Source organism: Acinetobacter sp. YH01006, assembly GCF_013420445.1.
Lineage (GTDB): Bacteria > Pseudomonadota > Gammaproteobacteria > Pseudomonadales > Moraxellaceae > Acinetobacter > Acinetobacter pseudolwoffii.
The window spans coordinates 129089-141399 of record NZ_VOYB01000003.1 but is presented as its reverse complement, the minus strand read 5'-3'; the positions used below and the strand labels follow the sequence as shown (position 1 = coordinate 141399).

At 38.3% G+C, this 12311-nt stretch carries 15 protein-coding genes; 9 read left to right on the top strand and 6 right to left on the bottom strand.

Annotation, left to right across the window (positions count from 1 at the left end):
* Nucleotides 1–57 precede the first annotated feature (57 nt).
* Nucleotides 58–705 (bottom strand): TetR/AcrR family transcriptional regulator, encoded by a 648-nt coding sequence (locus FTT73_RS03780; RefSeq protein WP_005171084.1) that lies wholly within the window; start codon nucleotides 703–705, stop codon nucleotides 58–60.
* Between the two features lie 231 nt (nucleotides 706–936).
* On the opposite strand from FTT73_RS03780, the gene prpB reads away from it, so the two are divergent.
* Nucleotides 937–1821, top strand: coding sequence for a methylisocitrate lyase (prpB, locus tag FTT73_RS03775; protein WP_005096803.1), 885 nt, complete (start codon nucleotides 937–939; stop codon nucleotides 1819–1821).
* Nucleotides 1822–1825: 4 nt separating this feature from the next.
* Nucleotides 1826–2965: a 2-methylcitrate synthase gene (gene prpC / locus FTT73_RS03770; protein WP_005096804.1), complete on the top strand. Its 1140-nt coding sequence runs from the start codon at nucleotides 1826–1828 to the stop codon at nucleotides 2963–2965.
* Nucleotides 2966–3017: 52 nt separating this feature from the next.
* Here prpC and FTT73_RS03765 read toward each other — a convergent pair whose 3' ends face one another.
* Both FTT73_RS03765 and FTT73_RS03760 read right to left on the bottom strand, forming a co-directional pair.
* Nucleotides 3018–3638: an aminotransferase gene (locus tag FTT73_RS03765; protein WP_220387178.1), complete on the bottom strand. Its 621-nt coding sequence runs from the start codon at nucleotides 3636–3638 to the stop codon at nucleotides 3018–3020.
* Between the two features lie 98 nt (nucleotides 3639–3736).
* Nucleotides 3737–4210 (bottom strand): CinA family protein, encoded by a 474-nt coding sequence (locus FTT73_RS03760; RefSeq protein ID WP_180191034.1) that lies wholly within the window; start codon nucleotides 4208–4210, stop codon nucleotides 3737–3739.
* Nucleotides 4211–4463: 253 nt separating this feature from the next.
* Between FTT73_RS03760 and FTT73_RS03755 the strand changes: the two genes are divergently transcribed.
* Nucleotides 4464–4694 carry a hypothetical protein gene (locus FTT73_RS03755; protein WP_004280185.1) on the top strand — a complete coding sequence of 77 codons (231 nt, stop codon included), beginning with the start codon at nucleotides 4464–4466 and terminating at the stop codon, nucleotides 4692–4694.
* Nucleotides 4695–5340: 646 nt separating this feature from the next.
* Nucleotides 5341–5577, top strand: coding sequence for a hypothetical protein (locus FTT73_RS03750; protein ID WP_005096808.1), 237 nt, complete (start codon nucleotides 5341–5343; stop codon nucleotides 5575–5577).
* A gap of 172 nt (nucleotides 5578–5749) precedes the next feature.
* On the opposite strand, the gene FTT73_RS03745 is transcribed toward FTT73_RS03750, so the two are convergent.
* A complete protein-coding gene (locus FTT73_RS03745; protein WP_005096809.1) occupies nucleotides 5750–6091 on the bottom strand; it encodes a hypothetical protein in 342 nt (113 codons plus the stop codon).
* A 1294-nt stretch (nucleotides 6092–7385) separates the two neighbouring features.
* On the opposite strand from FTT73_RS03745, the gene FTT73_RS03740 reads away from it, so the two are divergent.
* The 3 genes from FTT73_RS03740 to FTT73_RS03730 all read left to right on the top strand — a co-directional run bounded on the left by FTT73_RS03740 (nucleotide 7386) and on the right by FTT73_RS03730 (nucleotide 8431).
* Nucleotides 7386–7676, top strand: coding sequence for a type II toxin-antitoxin system HigB family toxin (locus FTT73_RS03740; RefSeq protein WP_180001698.1), 291 nt, complete (start codon nucleotides 7386–7388; stop codon nucleotides 7674–7676).
* 1 nt (nucleotide 7677) lies between these two features.
* Nucleotides 7678–8079, top strand: a complete 402-nt coding sequence (locus FTT73_RS03735; RefSeq protein ID WP_180075069.1) for a type II toxin-antitoxin system HigA family antitoxin — start codon at nucleotides 7678–7680, stop codon at nucleotides 8077–8079.
* Nucleotides 8080–8290: 211 nt separating this feature from the next.
* A complete protein-coding gene (locus tag FTT73_RS03730) occupies nucleotides 8291–8431 on the top strand; it encodes a hypothetical protein (RefSeq protein WP_005096816.1) in 141 nt (46 codons plus the stop codon).
* Between the two features lie 40 nt (nucleotides 8432–8471).
* Here the strand turns inward: FTT73_RS03730 and FTT73_RS03725 are convergent, their stop codons facing one another.
* Complete coding sequence (locus tag FTT73_RS03725) at nucleotides 8472–9107, bottom strand: SOS response-associated peptidase (protein ID WP_180077437.1); 636 nt, start codon at nucleotides 9105–9107, stop codon at nucleotides 8472–8474.
* 458 nt (nucleotides 9108–9565) lie between these two features.
* Here FTT73_RS03725 and FTT73_RS03720 point away from each other — a divergent pair, with 458 nt between their 5' ends.
* Complete coding sequence (locus FTT73_RS03720) at nucleotides 9566–9835, top strand: hypothetical protein (RefSeq protein WP_074382825.1); 270 nt, start codon at nucleotides 9566–9568, stop codon at nucleotides 9833–9835.
* 440 nt (nucleotides 9836–10275) lie between these two features.
* Here the strand turns inward: FTT73_RS03720 and FTT73_RS03715 are convergent, their stop codons facing one another.
* Entirely contained in the window at nucleotides 10276–10452 is a 177-nt protein-coding gene (locus tag FTT73_RS03715) for a hypothetical protein (protein ID WP_180077439.1), read from the bottom strand.
* Between the two features lie 680 nt (nucleotides 10453–11132).
* Between FTT73_RS03715 and FTT73_RS03710 the strand changes: the two genes are divergently transcribed.
* The gene (locus tag FTT73_RS03710; RefSeq protein WP_074382824.1) at nucleotides 11133–12302 is read left to right on the top strand and encodes an MFS transporter; all 1170 of its coding nucleotides are present in this window, start codon (nucleotides 11133–11135) and stop codon (nucleotides 12300–12302) included.
* Nucleotides 12303–12311 lie beyond the last annotated feature (9 nt).

Genomic DNA, 12311 nt, shown 5'->3' with positions numbered 1-12311 from the left:
TTAAGAAAAAATACGGAATCGGCTAATATACTATAAGCAATGAAAAATGCAAAAAAACTAGACTTTTTGATGACCGTCTAAAAAGCGATCCACACAATAACTGATGTATTTGTCGATTTCCTGATCATCTTCTTGTATGGAAATTCCCATCAGGATGCGCCATTCCAGATTACGCAAAATACCAAAATATAGCTGAGCCGAATATTGCGGATTTTCACAATGCAATAAGCCTTGTGCATCTGCCTGTTCTAATGCAGTGGCAATCGCACTCTGGACATGTACAGGACCGTGTTCATGAATATGCTGAGCCAGTTCTGGATTACGCTGACTCTGTTCCAGAACCAGACGCATGAAGGCTGAGTTTTCAGGTTGCATGATCTGATGATAAAAATTCAGCAAGGTGTGAACCAGATAACTACGAAAATCCAGTGCCATCAGTTCGATCGGAATGCTGATATCTTCAAAAAACTTGATACGACGATAATCACAGATGGCCTTAAACAAGCCTTCTTTATTGCCAAAGTACTTATAAATGGAGGCCTTGGAGCCACCTGCGTGCTGAACAATATCATCGAGAGACACAGCATCATAACCCCGTTCCAGAAACAGCTCGGTTGCACTGTTCAGCAGCGCAATACAGCGCTCATGACCACGTTTGGTCTGCGGCAGGTCTTTGGCGAGCGGTTCTAGGACGAGGTCTTGCATAGGAGATAATACATCAACATGTCAATAAAGATTGAAACGCCATCATAGCAAATATATGTACATATTTCATAATTGCACCGCATAAGCGCAGTATTTGCCGGATTAGGTAAAGTAAAACTTAAAAATTTGACTAAAGTTTTAGAGTATTTGTTCTATCAGATTGTGGAATGAACAAGCCAAATGAGTATACTCGAGTTTCAATAATTATAGCCAAGACTGTGGAAAAGGAAGATGACAGAACAAATGTCTGCAGGTCTAAGATTTAGACAAGCACTTGAAGTCGAGAAACCATTGCAAATTATGGGTACGGTAAATGCCTATGCTGCCATGATGGCCAAACAAGTCGGTTATAAAGCCATTTATTTATCAGGTGCGGGTGTCGCGAATTATTCTTATGGTTTGCCTGACCTGGGCATGACCAGTCTGGATAATGTTCTGGAAGATGTACGCAGGATTACAGAACGTGTTGATACACCTTTATTGGTCGACATCGATACCGGTTGGGGCGGCGCATTAAATATTGCCCGCACGATCAAACAGATGATTGCAGCTGGTGCAGCCGCGGTGCATATTGAAGATCAGGTGGCACAAAAGCGTTGTGGTCATCGTCCAAATAAAGAAATTGTGTCACAGCAGGAAATGGTCGATCGTATTAAAGCGGCGGTCGATGCGAAAACCGATGCAAACTTTGTGGTCATGGCGCGTACCGATGCGCTACAAAAAGAAGGCCTGCAAGCGGTGATTGATCGTGCTTGTGCCTGTGTTGAAGCGGGTGCAGATGCAATTTTTGCCGAAGCGATGACCGATATCACCATGTATCGCACCGTATGCGATGCAGTTGGTGTGCCAGTCTTGGCAAATATTACCGAATTTGGTGATACACCGTATTATACGGTAAATGAGTTGGCAGAGCAGGGTATTGGCATGGTGCTGTATCCATTATCAGCGACACGTGCCATGCAAAAGGCAGCCCTTGAAGTGATGCGTTCGGTGCGTGAACACGGCACTCAGGTGAATGTGTTGGATATTATGCAGCAACGCAAAGAACTCTACGAATTTTTAGATTATCACAGCTTCGAAGACACATTAGATAAACTGTTTAAACAGGAGAATTAAAAAAATGGCTGAAGGAAAAGTACTCACCGGCGCAGGATTGCGTGGACAAGTGGCAGGGAAAACTTCACTCTCAACTGTAGGCAAAAGTGGCGCAGGTCTGACCTATCGCGGTTATGACGTACAGGATCTGGCTGAACATTGCCAGTTTGAAGAAGTGGCTTATCTGATTTTCTTTGGCGAACTGCCAACTTCAGAGCAGTTAGTTGCCTATAAAGCCAAATTAAAATCTTTGCGCACGCTACCTCAAGCCTTAAAAGAAGTGCTAGAACGGATTCCTGCCGATTCTCATCCGATGGATGTAATGCGTACTGGCGTATCGATGCTGGGCAATCTTGAAACTGAACTGTCTTTTGAACAGCAACAGGATATTGCAGACCGTATTCTTGCCACTTTACCGGCAATTATCTGTTACTGGTATCGTTATAGCCATGACGGCGTGCGTATTGAAGAAAATACCGATGATGATTCAATCGGTGCACAGTTCCTGCATTTATTACGTGGCGAAAAGCCAAATGAACTGCATGAACAGGTGATGAATGTCTCTTTGATTCTATATGCAGAGCATGAATTTAATGCTTCGACCTTTACGGCGCGTGTATGTGCATCGACTTTATCTGACATGCATTCTTGTATTACCGGTGCAATCGGTTCCTTGCGTGGCCCTCTACATGGCGGTGCTAACGAAGCTGCAATGGATATGATCGAAAACTGGACTTCGCCTGAAGAAGCTGAACGTGAAATGCTGGGCATGTTGGAACGTAAAGAAAAAATTATGGGCTTCGGTCATGCGATTTATAAAGACAATGATCCGCGTAATGGCATCATCAAAATCTGGTCTGAGCGTTTAGCCAAAGATGTCGGTGATACGGTACTTTATCCGGTCTCAGTGCGCTGCGAAGAAGTGATGTGGCGTGAGAAGAAATTATTCTGTAATGCCGATTTCTTCCATGCTTCGGCTTATCACTTTATGGGGATTCCAACCAAGCTGTTTACCCCGATTTTTGTCATGTCACGTGTCACAGGCTGGGCAGCACATGTGATGGAACAGCGTGCAGACAACCGTATTATCCGTCCAAGCGCGGATTATACTGGGCCTGAACTGCGTAAAGTAGTACCGATCGCCGAGCGTTCTACAGCGGCTTAATATTTATTAATATCTTGAATAAAAAATAAGGTCTCAATCGAGACCTTATTTTTTATCGACTTAACAGGACTGGATCTTCAATGCTATAGCCTGTTTCAAAAGGAATCCCCAAATACTTGACTGTCACCAGCGTTTTATTCTGTTTAGGAACTTTATAGGCCTGGCTAATTTTTAGACCTTGCTGATAACTGACCGCTTGATGGGTCGGACTTTTTTGTGAGCCAGATTTGACTTGATATTGATAAGTCCATTTTGGCACTTTTTCTTGTGGATCGTACCAGGCAGCTGCCGTCCCTGTTGTGGTTTTTAAAATTTTAAGTTGTGGCTTTGAACTTTGAATCGGACTCAGTGGAACTAAACGCTTTTTGATTTTGGCAATGTCCTGATCAAACTTGCGACTGTCTTGGTCATAATCAATACGTTTGGTTTTTGGATTGATATATAAGGAGTTGACCTGAATCAACTGATTCGGTTTTGCGGATTTAAAATTATAATAATACAGCTGTGGCAAGCGCCCACGACCATCAAGGTAATGACGCATGACATAGAGCTTTTGCTCTTTGACTTCATAGCCTAGAATTTCAATATTTTGTGGGCCACCGACCGTAGCAAAAGCCAGACTGGGCAAGCCAAGAGGGAGCAGAAACAGCGCAGTTTTAATATTCATGGTTATTCTACCCGCAAAAAATAGATTAGCATTTGATCATGCTAATCTATCTTAAAATACAGTAGAAATAATGAAGCTTGTTGCGGCGTAATTATAAAACTAGATTAATGATTGAGTAGATTAATCATATCGTGTGCAACCACGGCAGACAGTTTATTCAGACGTTCGAGTGGAGTACCTTTCAAATAATACTGGAATTGATGCACTTGAGTACCATCATTAATTGCTACAAAAAAAGTCCCTCCCGGTTTCTCTGGTGTCGCACTACCACCGGGTTTAAGCAAACCTGTACAGGCAATAATCCAGTCTGCATCCCGGAACATCTTTTTACCCGCTTCTGCCAAGGCAACAGTAACTGGCATGGATTCGGCAGTGTAACTATTGATCAAAGTCTGGGGAATGTTTAATACCGAAGTTTTTACACCAACATCGTAGCAGACCAATCCGCCAGCCAGAATTTCGGCGCCGTCACTTTTACAGATGGAAAACTGGCTACATAGATATCCAGAGCTCGCACTTTCAATAAAGGCAATTTTTATATTTTTCTCTTCGAGTAAGTTGCAACAGGTCTTTATCATAGTCTCTATATTTTCTTTATGATCCGAGTGGTTTTAGCTTAATTTAGACAGATTTTTTCTGTCGTTCAACTCCGAGTATATTTATATTTTTATGAAAGTTAAAATTTTTCATGGATTAGTACAATTTGATACTGATTTGATCACAAAACCTGAGTGGTTAAAGCTTAGACTATTTTTTCAAATAGAGGTTTCTTCTCAAGCTGAACAGTGGTAAAAATAAAAATAAAGTGCTTAGTGAAAGTAGGGCGTTAGAATGAAAACCACAGTAAAATATGTAGTCTTAAAAAGTCTTGACTACCAATTGGGTACACCATTATTTCAGGAAGAAATTGATGCTGATGGTCAATATTTTGATCAGATTCCAAGCACGATTTCTTATCAGAATTTACAGTTCAAAGTAAAAAGCAAAGAGCTTAAACGTTTACATCTGGCTGAAGAGCAGGAAGATACCCAAACGATTATTGTTAAAGTTGTGAATATCTAAGATAAACCTTAAAGTGAATAAGCCTCTTTTTTTAAGAGGCTTATTATTTGGCTAACATTAAGTTAATAAAAGCTTTTTAAAAATAAAAAATTACCAAAATTAATGTCAGTCTGATTGATAAATATCTTTTATTAAAGTCAAGATAAATTGGAAACAACTTAGTCGTTATACGTGATTCAATGTTACGTATCGTATATTCGTTTATTAAAAAACTGTTTAGAACAATTACCTTTTGCATGTTTTATTCCATTTTTAAAAATATTAATACTTAGGCTGAGTTATTGAATTTAATCATAAATATCATGAGCATAGGTTTTTAATATATTTTACTTGATAATATATTGTTATTTTTTAAAATATTTTAAATGTCTTTTTTATATATTTTACTCAGGTTAAGTTATTCCTTTTATTGAATAATAAAAATTTCGAAACATATTATCTTTCATCATGTGTCTATTTTATTGGATAAAGTAATTTATGTTGCTTATTAATCTTGATTTCAACTACTTGGCTTACCATTTTTTACATTGAATTAATCTGTAACAGGTTATAGGTTGGAGAATTCTGAAAAATGCATAGAGTAGATATTAAGTCGAAACTCTATCGGCTTTTAATTAATTTAAAGCAAATAGTAAGGAGTTACACCATGGCTAATAATCAACAGCAAGACCAACAGAAACAGCAACAACAGCAAAACCAACAAGGCACGCAAGATCAACAGCGTCAGCAAAACAACCAGCAAAACCCAAACCAGCAACAAAATAACCAGCAGCAACAACAGCCGCAGGGACAAAATAACCAACAACAGCGCGATCAGCAGCAACAACAGCAGCCACAGCGTAATCAGCAAAAAAACCAGCAATCTCAACAAGATCTGGAATAATCAACAGAACTAGCAGCCATAATAGAATTAACTAGTAGCGTGGGTATGATTCATAAGATCTGCCAAAACTGTAGCGTTAATTCTGTTTAAGCTGTACGTTCATAAAAAAACCGCCTGAATCAGGCGGTTTTTTTAGGGTGAAAATTTGGTTATAGACGTTAATCAGTATGAATTAACACTGGATATTGGCTTTCTGCTTATAAAAGCTTAAGGCATTGTCTAAATCTGTAAGCAGTCCTTTTTCTGTATATTCCTGAGGCATAAGTTTTAATAAAGCCGGCATATAACGAGTTTTATATTCTTTAGGATATTGTTCACAGAGTATGCGTGTTCTTTCTTCTGGACTAATACTGGAAGAATCTAGTTTGTCCAGATAAGCACTGAGTTGATTATCTGATTGTTCAAATTGGGCTTTGAGGGCTTGATCAGGTTCCGCTGAACTGTCGGCTTGCTGCTTTTGGCAGCCACTTATTGTCAGACTTATCAATAAAGTAATCAGTATACGATTTATCATGATGTCAAAATCTTGTTATTTGTCATATCAAAAATTATAGAGAGAAATAGCCAAAAAGAAAGCAGTCATCTACCAACTTTAGAAGAAGTCAAAAATTCCTGATATTCACATACAGTACAGCAACAGGGAATTTTATCCTAAAAAATGAACAAATTTATTGTTATGCATATTGATCTAAAGTGTCCATCTGTTTTCTCTTAAGCATAAAATTTAACGAATAAAATATATTTTGCCTAAATTAAAGCCATTCAATTAAGAAAAGTAACGCTTATTGCACATTTAGAAACATAGCCTCTATATATCACACACAGATTGACTGCTGGGCCAGTGATATCTTGGCTTCATTCCAAGAACTTAATGAAAATAATTAGAAAATCAGCACATTATAAAGCCTGCTTAATTTAGGAGAGTTAAGCAGGCTTTTTCTTGTTTATAAACACGGATTGCTCAATGAGAGCTTTTTACTTTAATTATTCTCTTTCACATAAGTTTTCATATACAACATAAAGCCTGAAAATTCTCTCAAGAGTGAAACATGAATAGATGGTATTTATATATCTCTTTTTATAAAAAGACAGGACAAAGCTATGATGAGATGTATATGTGCATTTGGCATGGGCGTGATGGTAGGTTGTTGTTTTAAATCTTGCAAAGAAAAAATGTGTCATATGATGGGCAATGATCATTGTAAGAAGGATCAAAAGACTAAAAGTGAAGAGCCTGCACGAACTTAAATGCCAAAAACTTAACTTTGCTTGAATTGTGAAATGTATTCAGGCGGTTAAGTTATTACTCAGGTCGTGATCCGATTATTCCGTATCGAGTTATTGAGTCTTAAAATCAATACAAGCTTAATCACTGATTAAGCTTGTTACATTCAGGAGAAAAGCATGATCCAGTTTATATTTTGTTTATTTGGCCTTCATGGTGCGACTGAAATCAATTACACCTGTGATCATGAAGAGGTGAAAGAGTGTCGTGATTGCTTGAAAGATATTGAATAATGTTCCAATTCACCGGATGTGTTAATGAAGCTCAATCCCCGTTCAATCATCAGTTGGCGGGGTTTTTGTTTGTGGGTGAAATTTTTATAATAAAAATCCAAGATAACGATTGAACTCAACTGGATTTAAATGATACGGGTCACAGTCTATACTTTATGAGAGTATGATTTAAATAGGATTACATGTCGATTAATGATTAAAATTGAGAACTAAAATAGCCGGATAAGAATATATTGCAAAAATGCGATAATTTATATATACTAGAAATATAGCAAAATGCGATAAAATATATGCATGTGATCACCCACGCTCGAATTCTTGAAGCAACGCAAAAGTGGCCACAGGCTGGAACGGCATTAGATGGTTGGTATCGACTGATGAAGGCCAATCATCCTAAGGATTTTGCTGAGATGAAGAGACTCTTTCCCGCAGTAGATAAGGTTGGAAAGTTTCATATATTCGATATCGGTGGAAACAAGCTTCGGCTGATTGCTGTGGTGATGTATCAGGCAAAACGCGTTTATATTCGCCATGTCTTGTCTCACCATGAATATGATAAAGGTCATTGGAAGGAAGGTTAGAATGAATGCAATGATTAAACAGGCCGTTGATCACTGGCGTTATGTTGCACCATTGCTCAGCAAGCCGGAAAATAAAGATGACTTTCATACACTAACTGAAGCTCTGGATGAGCTTCTGGACATTGTCGGCGATGATGAATCACATCCTTTAATGGGGCTTATTCATCAACTGGGTGATCTGGTTTCGGCGTATGAGCATGAACATCTACCCATGCCAGAAGGTGATGGACGAACGGCTTTGGCCTTGTTGATGGAGCAACACGGGCTTAGTCAAGCAGACTTGTCTGATGTCGCGACACAATCAGTAATTTCAGAAATATTGAATGGCAAACGTCAGCTGAATATCCGTCATATCAAGGCTTTGTCTGAGCGCTTTGATGTATCGGCAGATACTTTCTTTTAATCGATGCCCGCCTAAGCTGATATTTCCATGCTGTGCTGTCTAATCAGGTAGCGCTGCTCATTTGATTATTTAAATTTCAAGTGTCGTGAAAGGTGAGAGCGCCTCCAGAAAAGTTTGCTTTTCTAAAAAGTGAATGTGAAACATAAATAATATTGATGTTTAGGATCAGATGTCATATTTATTTCTTAATGGATCGATAAAGGAGATACACATGACCAATAAATCAGAGCAAGAATCAAATCCGCAAAAAGAATCTAATGATGATAAAGGCAATCAGGATTCGTATAAGGGCGTGAAGCCAGAGAAAAAACCCAATGCAGAACCGGAAAATCCATTGAGAGAACAAAAATAGCTCTTTCACATTTTAAAAGCCCTAACTTGCTTTAGGGCTTTTAGTTTTTCGACAACCGGTGATCTCTGGGTGTCGCTCTAAACTCATCTCTCATTTCAAAGAAAAGCTCATGAGCTTGTTCATGATTGCAGCATAACCAATCATGGCGTGATTCTTCAGGAATCACAATAATCGAGCGCTTCTCGTCATCTGGATGGTGGAACTGTTTCATCAATAGGTGTTGATCGGAATTTATAGTCAGCATCGAAAATGATCTGATTTTTTCACCCTCAATGAGCACATCATCATAAATGGCTGCAACGGTAAAAGGGTTGCCATCTTCACGTGAAATACCAAACCAGTGCGGTTTTCCATCGATATATTTAGGTTCATAGAAAGTATCCACGGGCACTAAAGCAAACTGGTTATTTTTCCAGGCATGTCGAAAACTTGGCTTGGACGCTATTGTTTCAGTTCGGGCATTGTAAGTATGTCGACCATATTTTAATTCTTTCGCCCAAAAGGGAATCAGTCCGAAACGTGCAATATCTAACTCAAACCCCTCAGCACCTCGCATCATGATAGGAGCAGGTGCTAAGGGGTAAACATGTGATTTCATGTTCAATTCAAGTTGTTCTGCATGAAGATCTAATAAAGAGAGCTGACTTTTTGAGGGGAATTCATAGTTTGAACACATGACCGACCTCTTTGCTTAGCATTCTGATCTGCGATAACAATTAAACTATAAGAATGATGACCTCAAAACAATTCGAAATCGTAAATGTAGTTGGGTCTGGAAACGGAATTTTTATGGTGAATATGAATGTAATTTTTCGCCAATGGATGAAAAATAATCTTCGATAAAATGAGCGCCCAGATTCCATTGCTATAGTTTTATTTCCAGTTTTGCCTCCTTTGCCTGAAGGAGCTATCTTTTGCGCAGAAAGGTCATGCTGCATTTTATCTTTTGTTTATTCGGTCTTCATGGTGTCACAGAAATCGAATGCCAAGCGGATGGTAAAGAAGTGAAAGTATGTCGTGACTGCTTGAAAGAAGAAAGAGTTACATAAACGGTAAGAAAAGCTTAAAAATTCTTATCACTATTAATTCAGAATAGGCATTCACAATAAAACTCATAATTTTAGAGAATATAGAATGCCTAGAAATAATTATTTACCCGCTCTAGAACAAGTTTATGAGTTTTTAAAAGAACGTCCTGGCTTTAAAGAGAAAAGTGAGTTTGATAAGTCAGTAGAGTATTTTAGAACGCTGCACGAAGGAGAGCCTCAGGAATTTAAAGTCCAAGCATTCCATAACATTAGTGGTAAATTTGGAAATAAAGAAATACTGAGCATAAGTTCTGCACCTAAATTTACGGATAAAAACAGCTTCCTTAATTGGGTTGATATGCACATCAACAATTAGGTTTTGACGTTAGAACAGCTTATCCAATGGTCAGCTTTGTTATTTTCTACCCATACATTAATTAACATGGAGTACAAAAAACACTCTAAATTAAGTTGGAAAACTACACATTTGAATGCTAATTTTTGTATTCAAATCTGACAGTTAATGAGGTGAGCAATGAAGTTGTTGACTTTGTTTGGTGTAGGCGTAGCCGCAAGCTATTGTTATAAATCTATGAAAAATGGCAAGCTCGCTCTTTCCAGACCAAATTTTGATGAAAGTGTAAAACAATTTGTACTGCAAGAATTCGCAGCTTCGTAAGAATTAGATCTATTGGATTAAAGAGCTCATCATAGGATGGGCTTTTTTATTTCTCAGGCTTTTATGGAAAATGTTTATCTTTTGAATGCAAAAAGCCTATCAGGGAGATAGGCTTCTTTTATTAATTCAACATAATATTATGAGTTTTTCTTATCCGCCTGATTTTTTTGATCATTTTGCTCTTTGGTTATAGGAGCTGGCTCTCCTTGATTCGGTTTTTGCTCTTGCTCATTTTGCTTGGGTTTGTTCTCAGTCGCATTATTAGAAAATTGATTGAAAGACGCTTTTTGAGCAGTATTTGTATTAACTAACATAAGTTTCTCAATTTTTAATTGTCGAAGATTCGACCTGCCTAGAATGGTATATTAAAAGCACTTACAATGAGATGATTTAGAGATGCGAGTGTAGCGATATGTAGGATTTCGAGATTTATATCTTATTCATATTTCATCATATTTTTGAATCATGGTGCAGGTAGATGATTTGTCTACTAAAGTGCGAAGTCAGTGGAATTATCGGATATTGCTTCGATACCTAAACTCCACAATGAGTATTTTAGTTCTAAAAATAGGCCTCTTAAATAGAGGATTGAAGATTTTAAATCAGTGGCTTAGCTATTTGGAGAGAAGATTTAAAGCGTGTTTTTATTTCAAAAGTATTCAATATTCCCGTAACTTTGCTTTATTAAGTATCAAAGGTGAATTGAAATAACTCCTTCTTAAAAATATTCCCATTTTTATCCGAGGTTGCTCTATAAAAATAGATTCATGTTTTACGCATTGTAAATGCCTTTCAATATTGATTTTTTACTTTAGCCACATTTAGCCATAAACTTACGAAAATTTCGTGCCTTAGGGTGCACTCTACAAATTTTTTTAAAATATATTTTCTGTGGATTTGTAGACCTTTGAACAGCAAGTAAGGGCAATTCAATGCAATATGACGCAACTATTAGTATTTATAAGCCATTGAAGATGCAAGGGAATACAATTTAATGCAAGCACTTGCAATCAGTACCAGACTGGGAGGATTCTATTTTTTCTACTATGCGATTGTGGGCGCATTCATGCCGTTCTGGAGTCTGTATCTGGAAGATCAAGGCTTTAACTATCAGGAAATCGGTATTTTATCTTCTATTGCGATTCTCACTCGGTTTTTTGCGCCTTTTATTTGGGGCTGGATTGCAGATAAATCTGGTAAGCGCATGTTGCTGGTACGGATTGCCACCTGGATGGAAGCCTGTATCTGGTTGATGATGTTTATCATTCCTAACAGCTTTCAGTCAGTGGCTTTACTGATGCTGATTTTCAGCTTTTTTCAAAATGCGATTTTGGCACAATTTGAAGGCGTGACTCTATTCTGGCTCGGGGAAAAAAGAGCAGAACTTTATGGCAAAGTCCGGAAATGGGGTTCGGTTGGATTTATTATCGGTGTATTCGGCTTGGGCGCCATCTTTGAAATTATCAGCATTAGCATGCTTCCAGTTTTATTGCTGTGTATTTCATTTCTGGCTTTTCTCTGGTCTTTTAGCATTAAAGAACCTACGGCGGCGCCTACTGCACAGAAAAAGCTGGAAGCCCTCTGGCCGATTTTCAAGCGCCCGGTTGTATACAGTTTTTTTCTGATTGAACTGATCATGCTGTTTTCACATGCGCCGTTTTATAGTTTTTATAGTAATTATCTTAGTCAGGCGGGATTTAGTAGCAGTCAGATCGGATTGCTTTGGTCCATTGGGGTTATTGCCGAAATTATTATGTTTGCTTATGCTACCTTCTTTCTGACACGCTGGTCATGGCGTCATTTGGTGATACTTTGCCTGTTGATGACTGGCTTAAGATGGCTGATTGTAGGCGTATTTCCATCTGCATTTGTGGCACAATTTTTTGCCCAAACGATTCATGCCTTGAGTTTTGGTTTATTTCACATGATCGCCATGCGGGTTATTTTCCAGAATTTCTCTGCTGCACAGCAAGGCCGTGGACAGGCTTTATATAGCACCATGTGGGGCTTAGGCGTAGCAAGTGGCAGCATTCTGGCGGGCTATTATTGGGATAAAATTGGCGGAGAAACCATCTTTATGTTTGCCGCCGCATCGACTTTGTTTGGTTTGTTATTGATTTTTGGGTTGCCCAATACAGTTGAGCAATCAAAGATATCTTCATGATGTCTCTGA

Coding starts and splice junctions, on each gene's coding strand:
- FTT73_RS03780 (WP_005171084.1), bottom strand. CDS start 705: ATGCAAGACCTCGTCCTAGAACCGCTCGCCAAAGACCTGCCGCAGACC.
- prpB (WP_005096803.1), top strand. CDS start 937: ATGACAGAACAAATGTCTGCAGGTCTAAGATTTAGACAAGCACTTGAA.
- prpC (WP_005096804.1), top strand. CDS start 1,826: ATGGCTGAAGGAAAAGTACTCACCGGCGCAGGATTGCGTGGACAAGTG.
- FTT73_RS03760 (WP_180191034.1), bottom strand. CDS start 4,210: ATGATAAAGACCTGTTGCAACTTACTCGAAGAGAAAAATATAAAAATT.
- FTT73_RS03755 (WP_004280185.1), top strand. CDS start 4,464: ATGAAAACCACAGTAAAATATGTAGTCTTAAAAAGTCTTGACTACCAA.
- FTT73_RS03750 (WP_005096808.1), top strand. CDS start 5,341: ATGGCTAATAATCAACAGCAAGACCAACAGAAACAGCAACAACAGCAA.
- FTT73_RS03745 (WP_005096809.1), bottom strand. CDS start 6,091: ATGATAAATCGTATACTGATTACTTTATTGATAAGTCTGACAATAAGT.
- FTT73_RS03740 (WP_180001698.1), top strand. CDS start 7,386: ATGCATGTGATCACCCACGCTCGAATTCTTGAAGCAACGCAAAAGTGG.
- FTT73_RS03735 (WP_180075069.1), top strand. CDS start 7,678: ATGAATGCAATGATTAAACAGGCCGTTGATCACTGGCGTTATGTTGCA.
- FTT73_RS03730 (WP_005096816.1), top strand. CDS start 8,291: ATGACCAATAAATCAGAGCAAGAATCAAATCCGCAAAAAGAATCTAAT.
- FTT73_RS03725 (WP_180077437.1), bottom strand. CDS start 9,107: ATGTGTTCAAACTATGAATTCCCCTCAAAAAGTCAGCTCTCTTTATTA.
- FTT73_RS03720 (WP_074382825.1), top strand. CDS start 9,566: ATGCCTAGAAATAATTATTTACCCGCTCTAGAACAAGTTTATGAGTTT.
- FTT73_RS03715 (WP_180077439.1), bottom strand. CDS start 10,452: ATGTTAGTTAATACAAATACTGCTCAAAAAGCGTCTTTCAATCAATTT.
- FTT73_RS03710 (WP_074382824.1), top strand. CDS start 11,133: ATGCAAGCACTTGCAATCAGTACCAGACTGGGAGGATTCTATTTTTTC.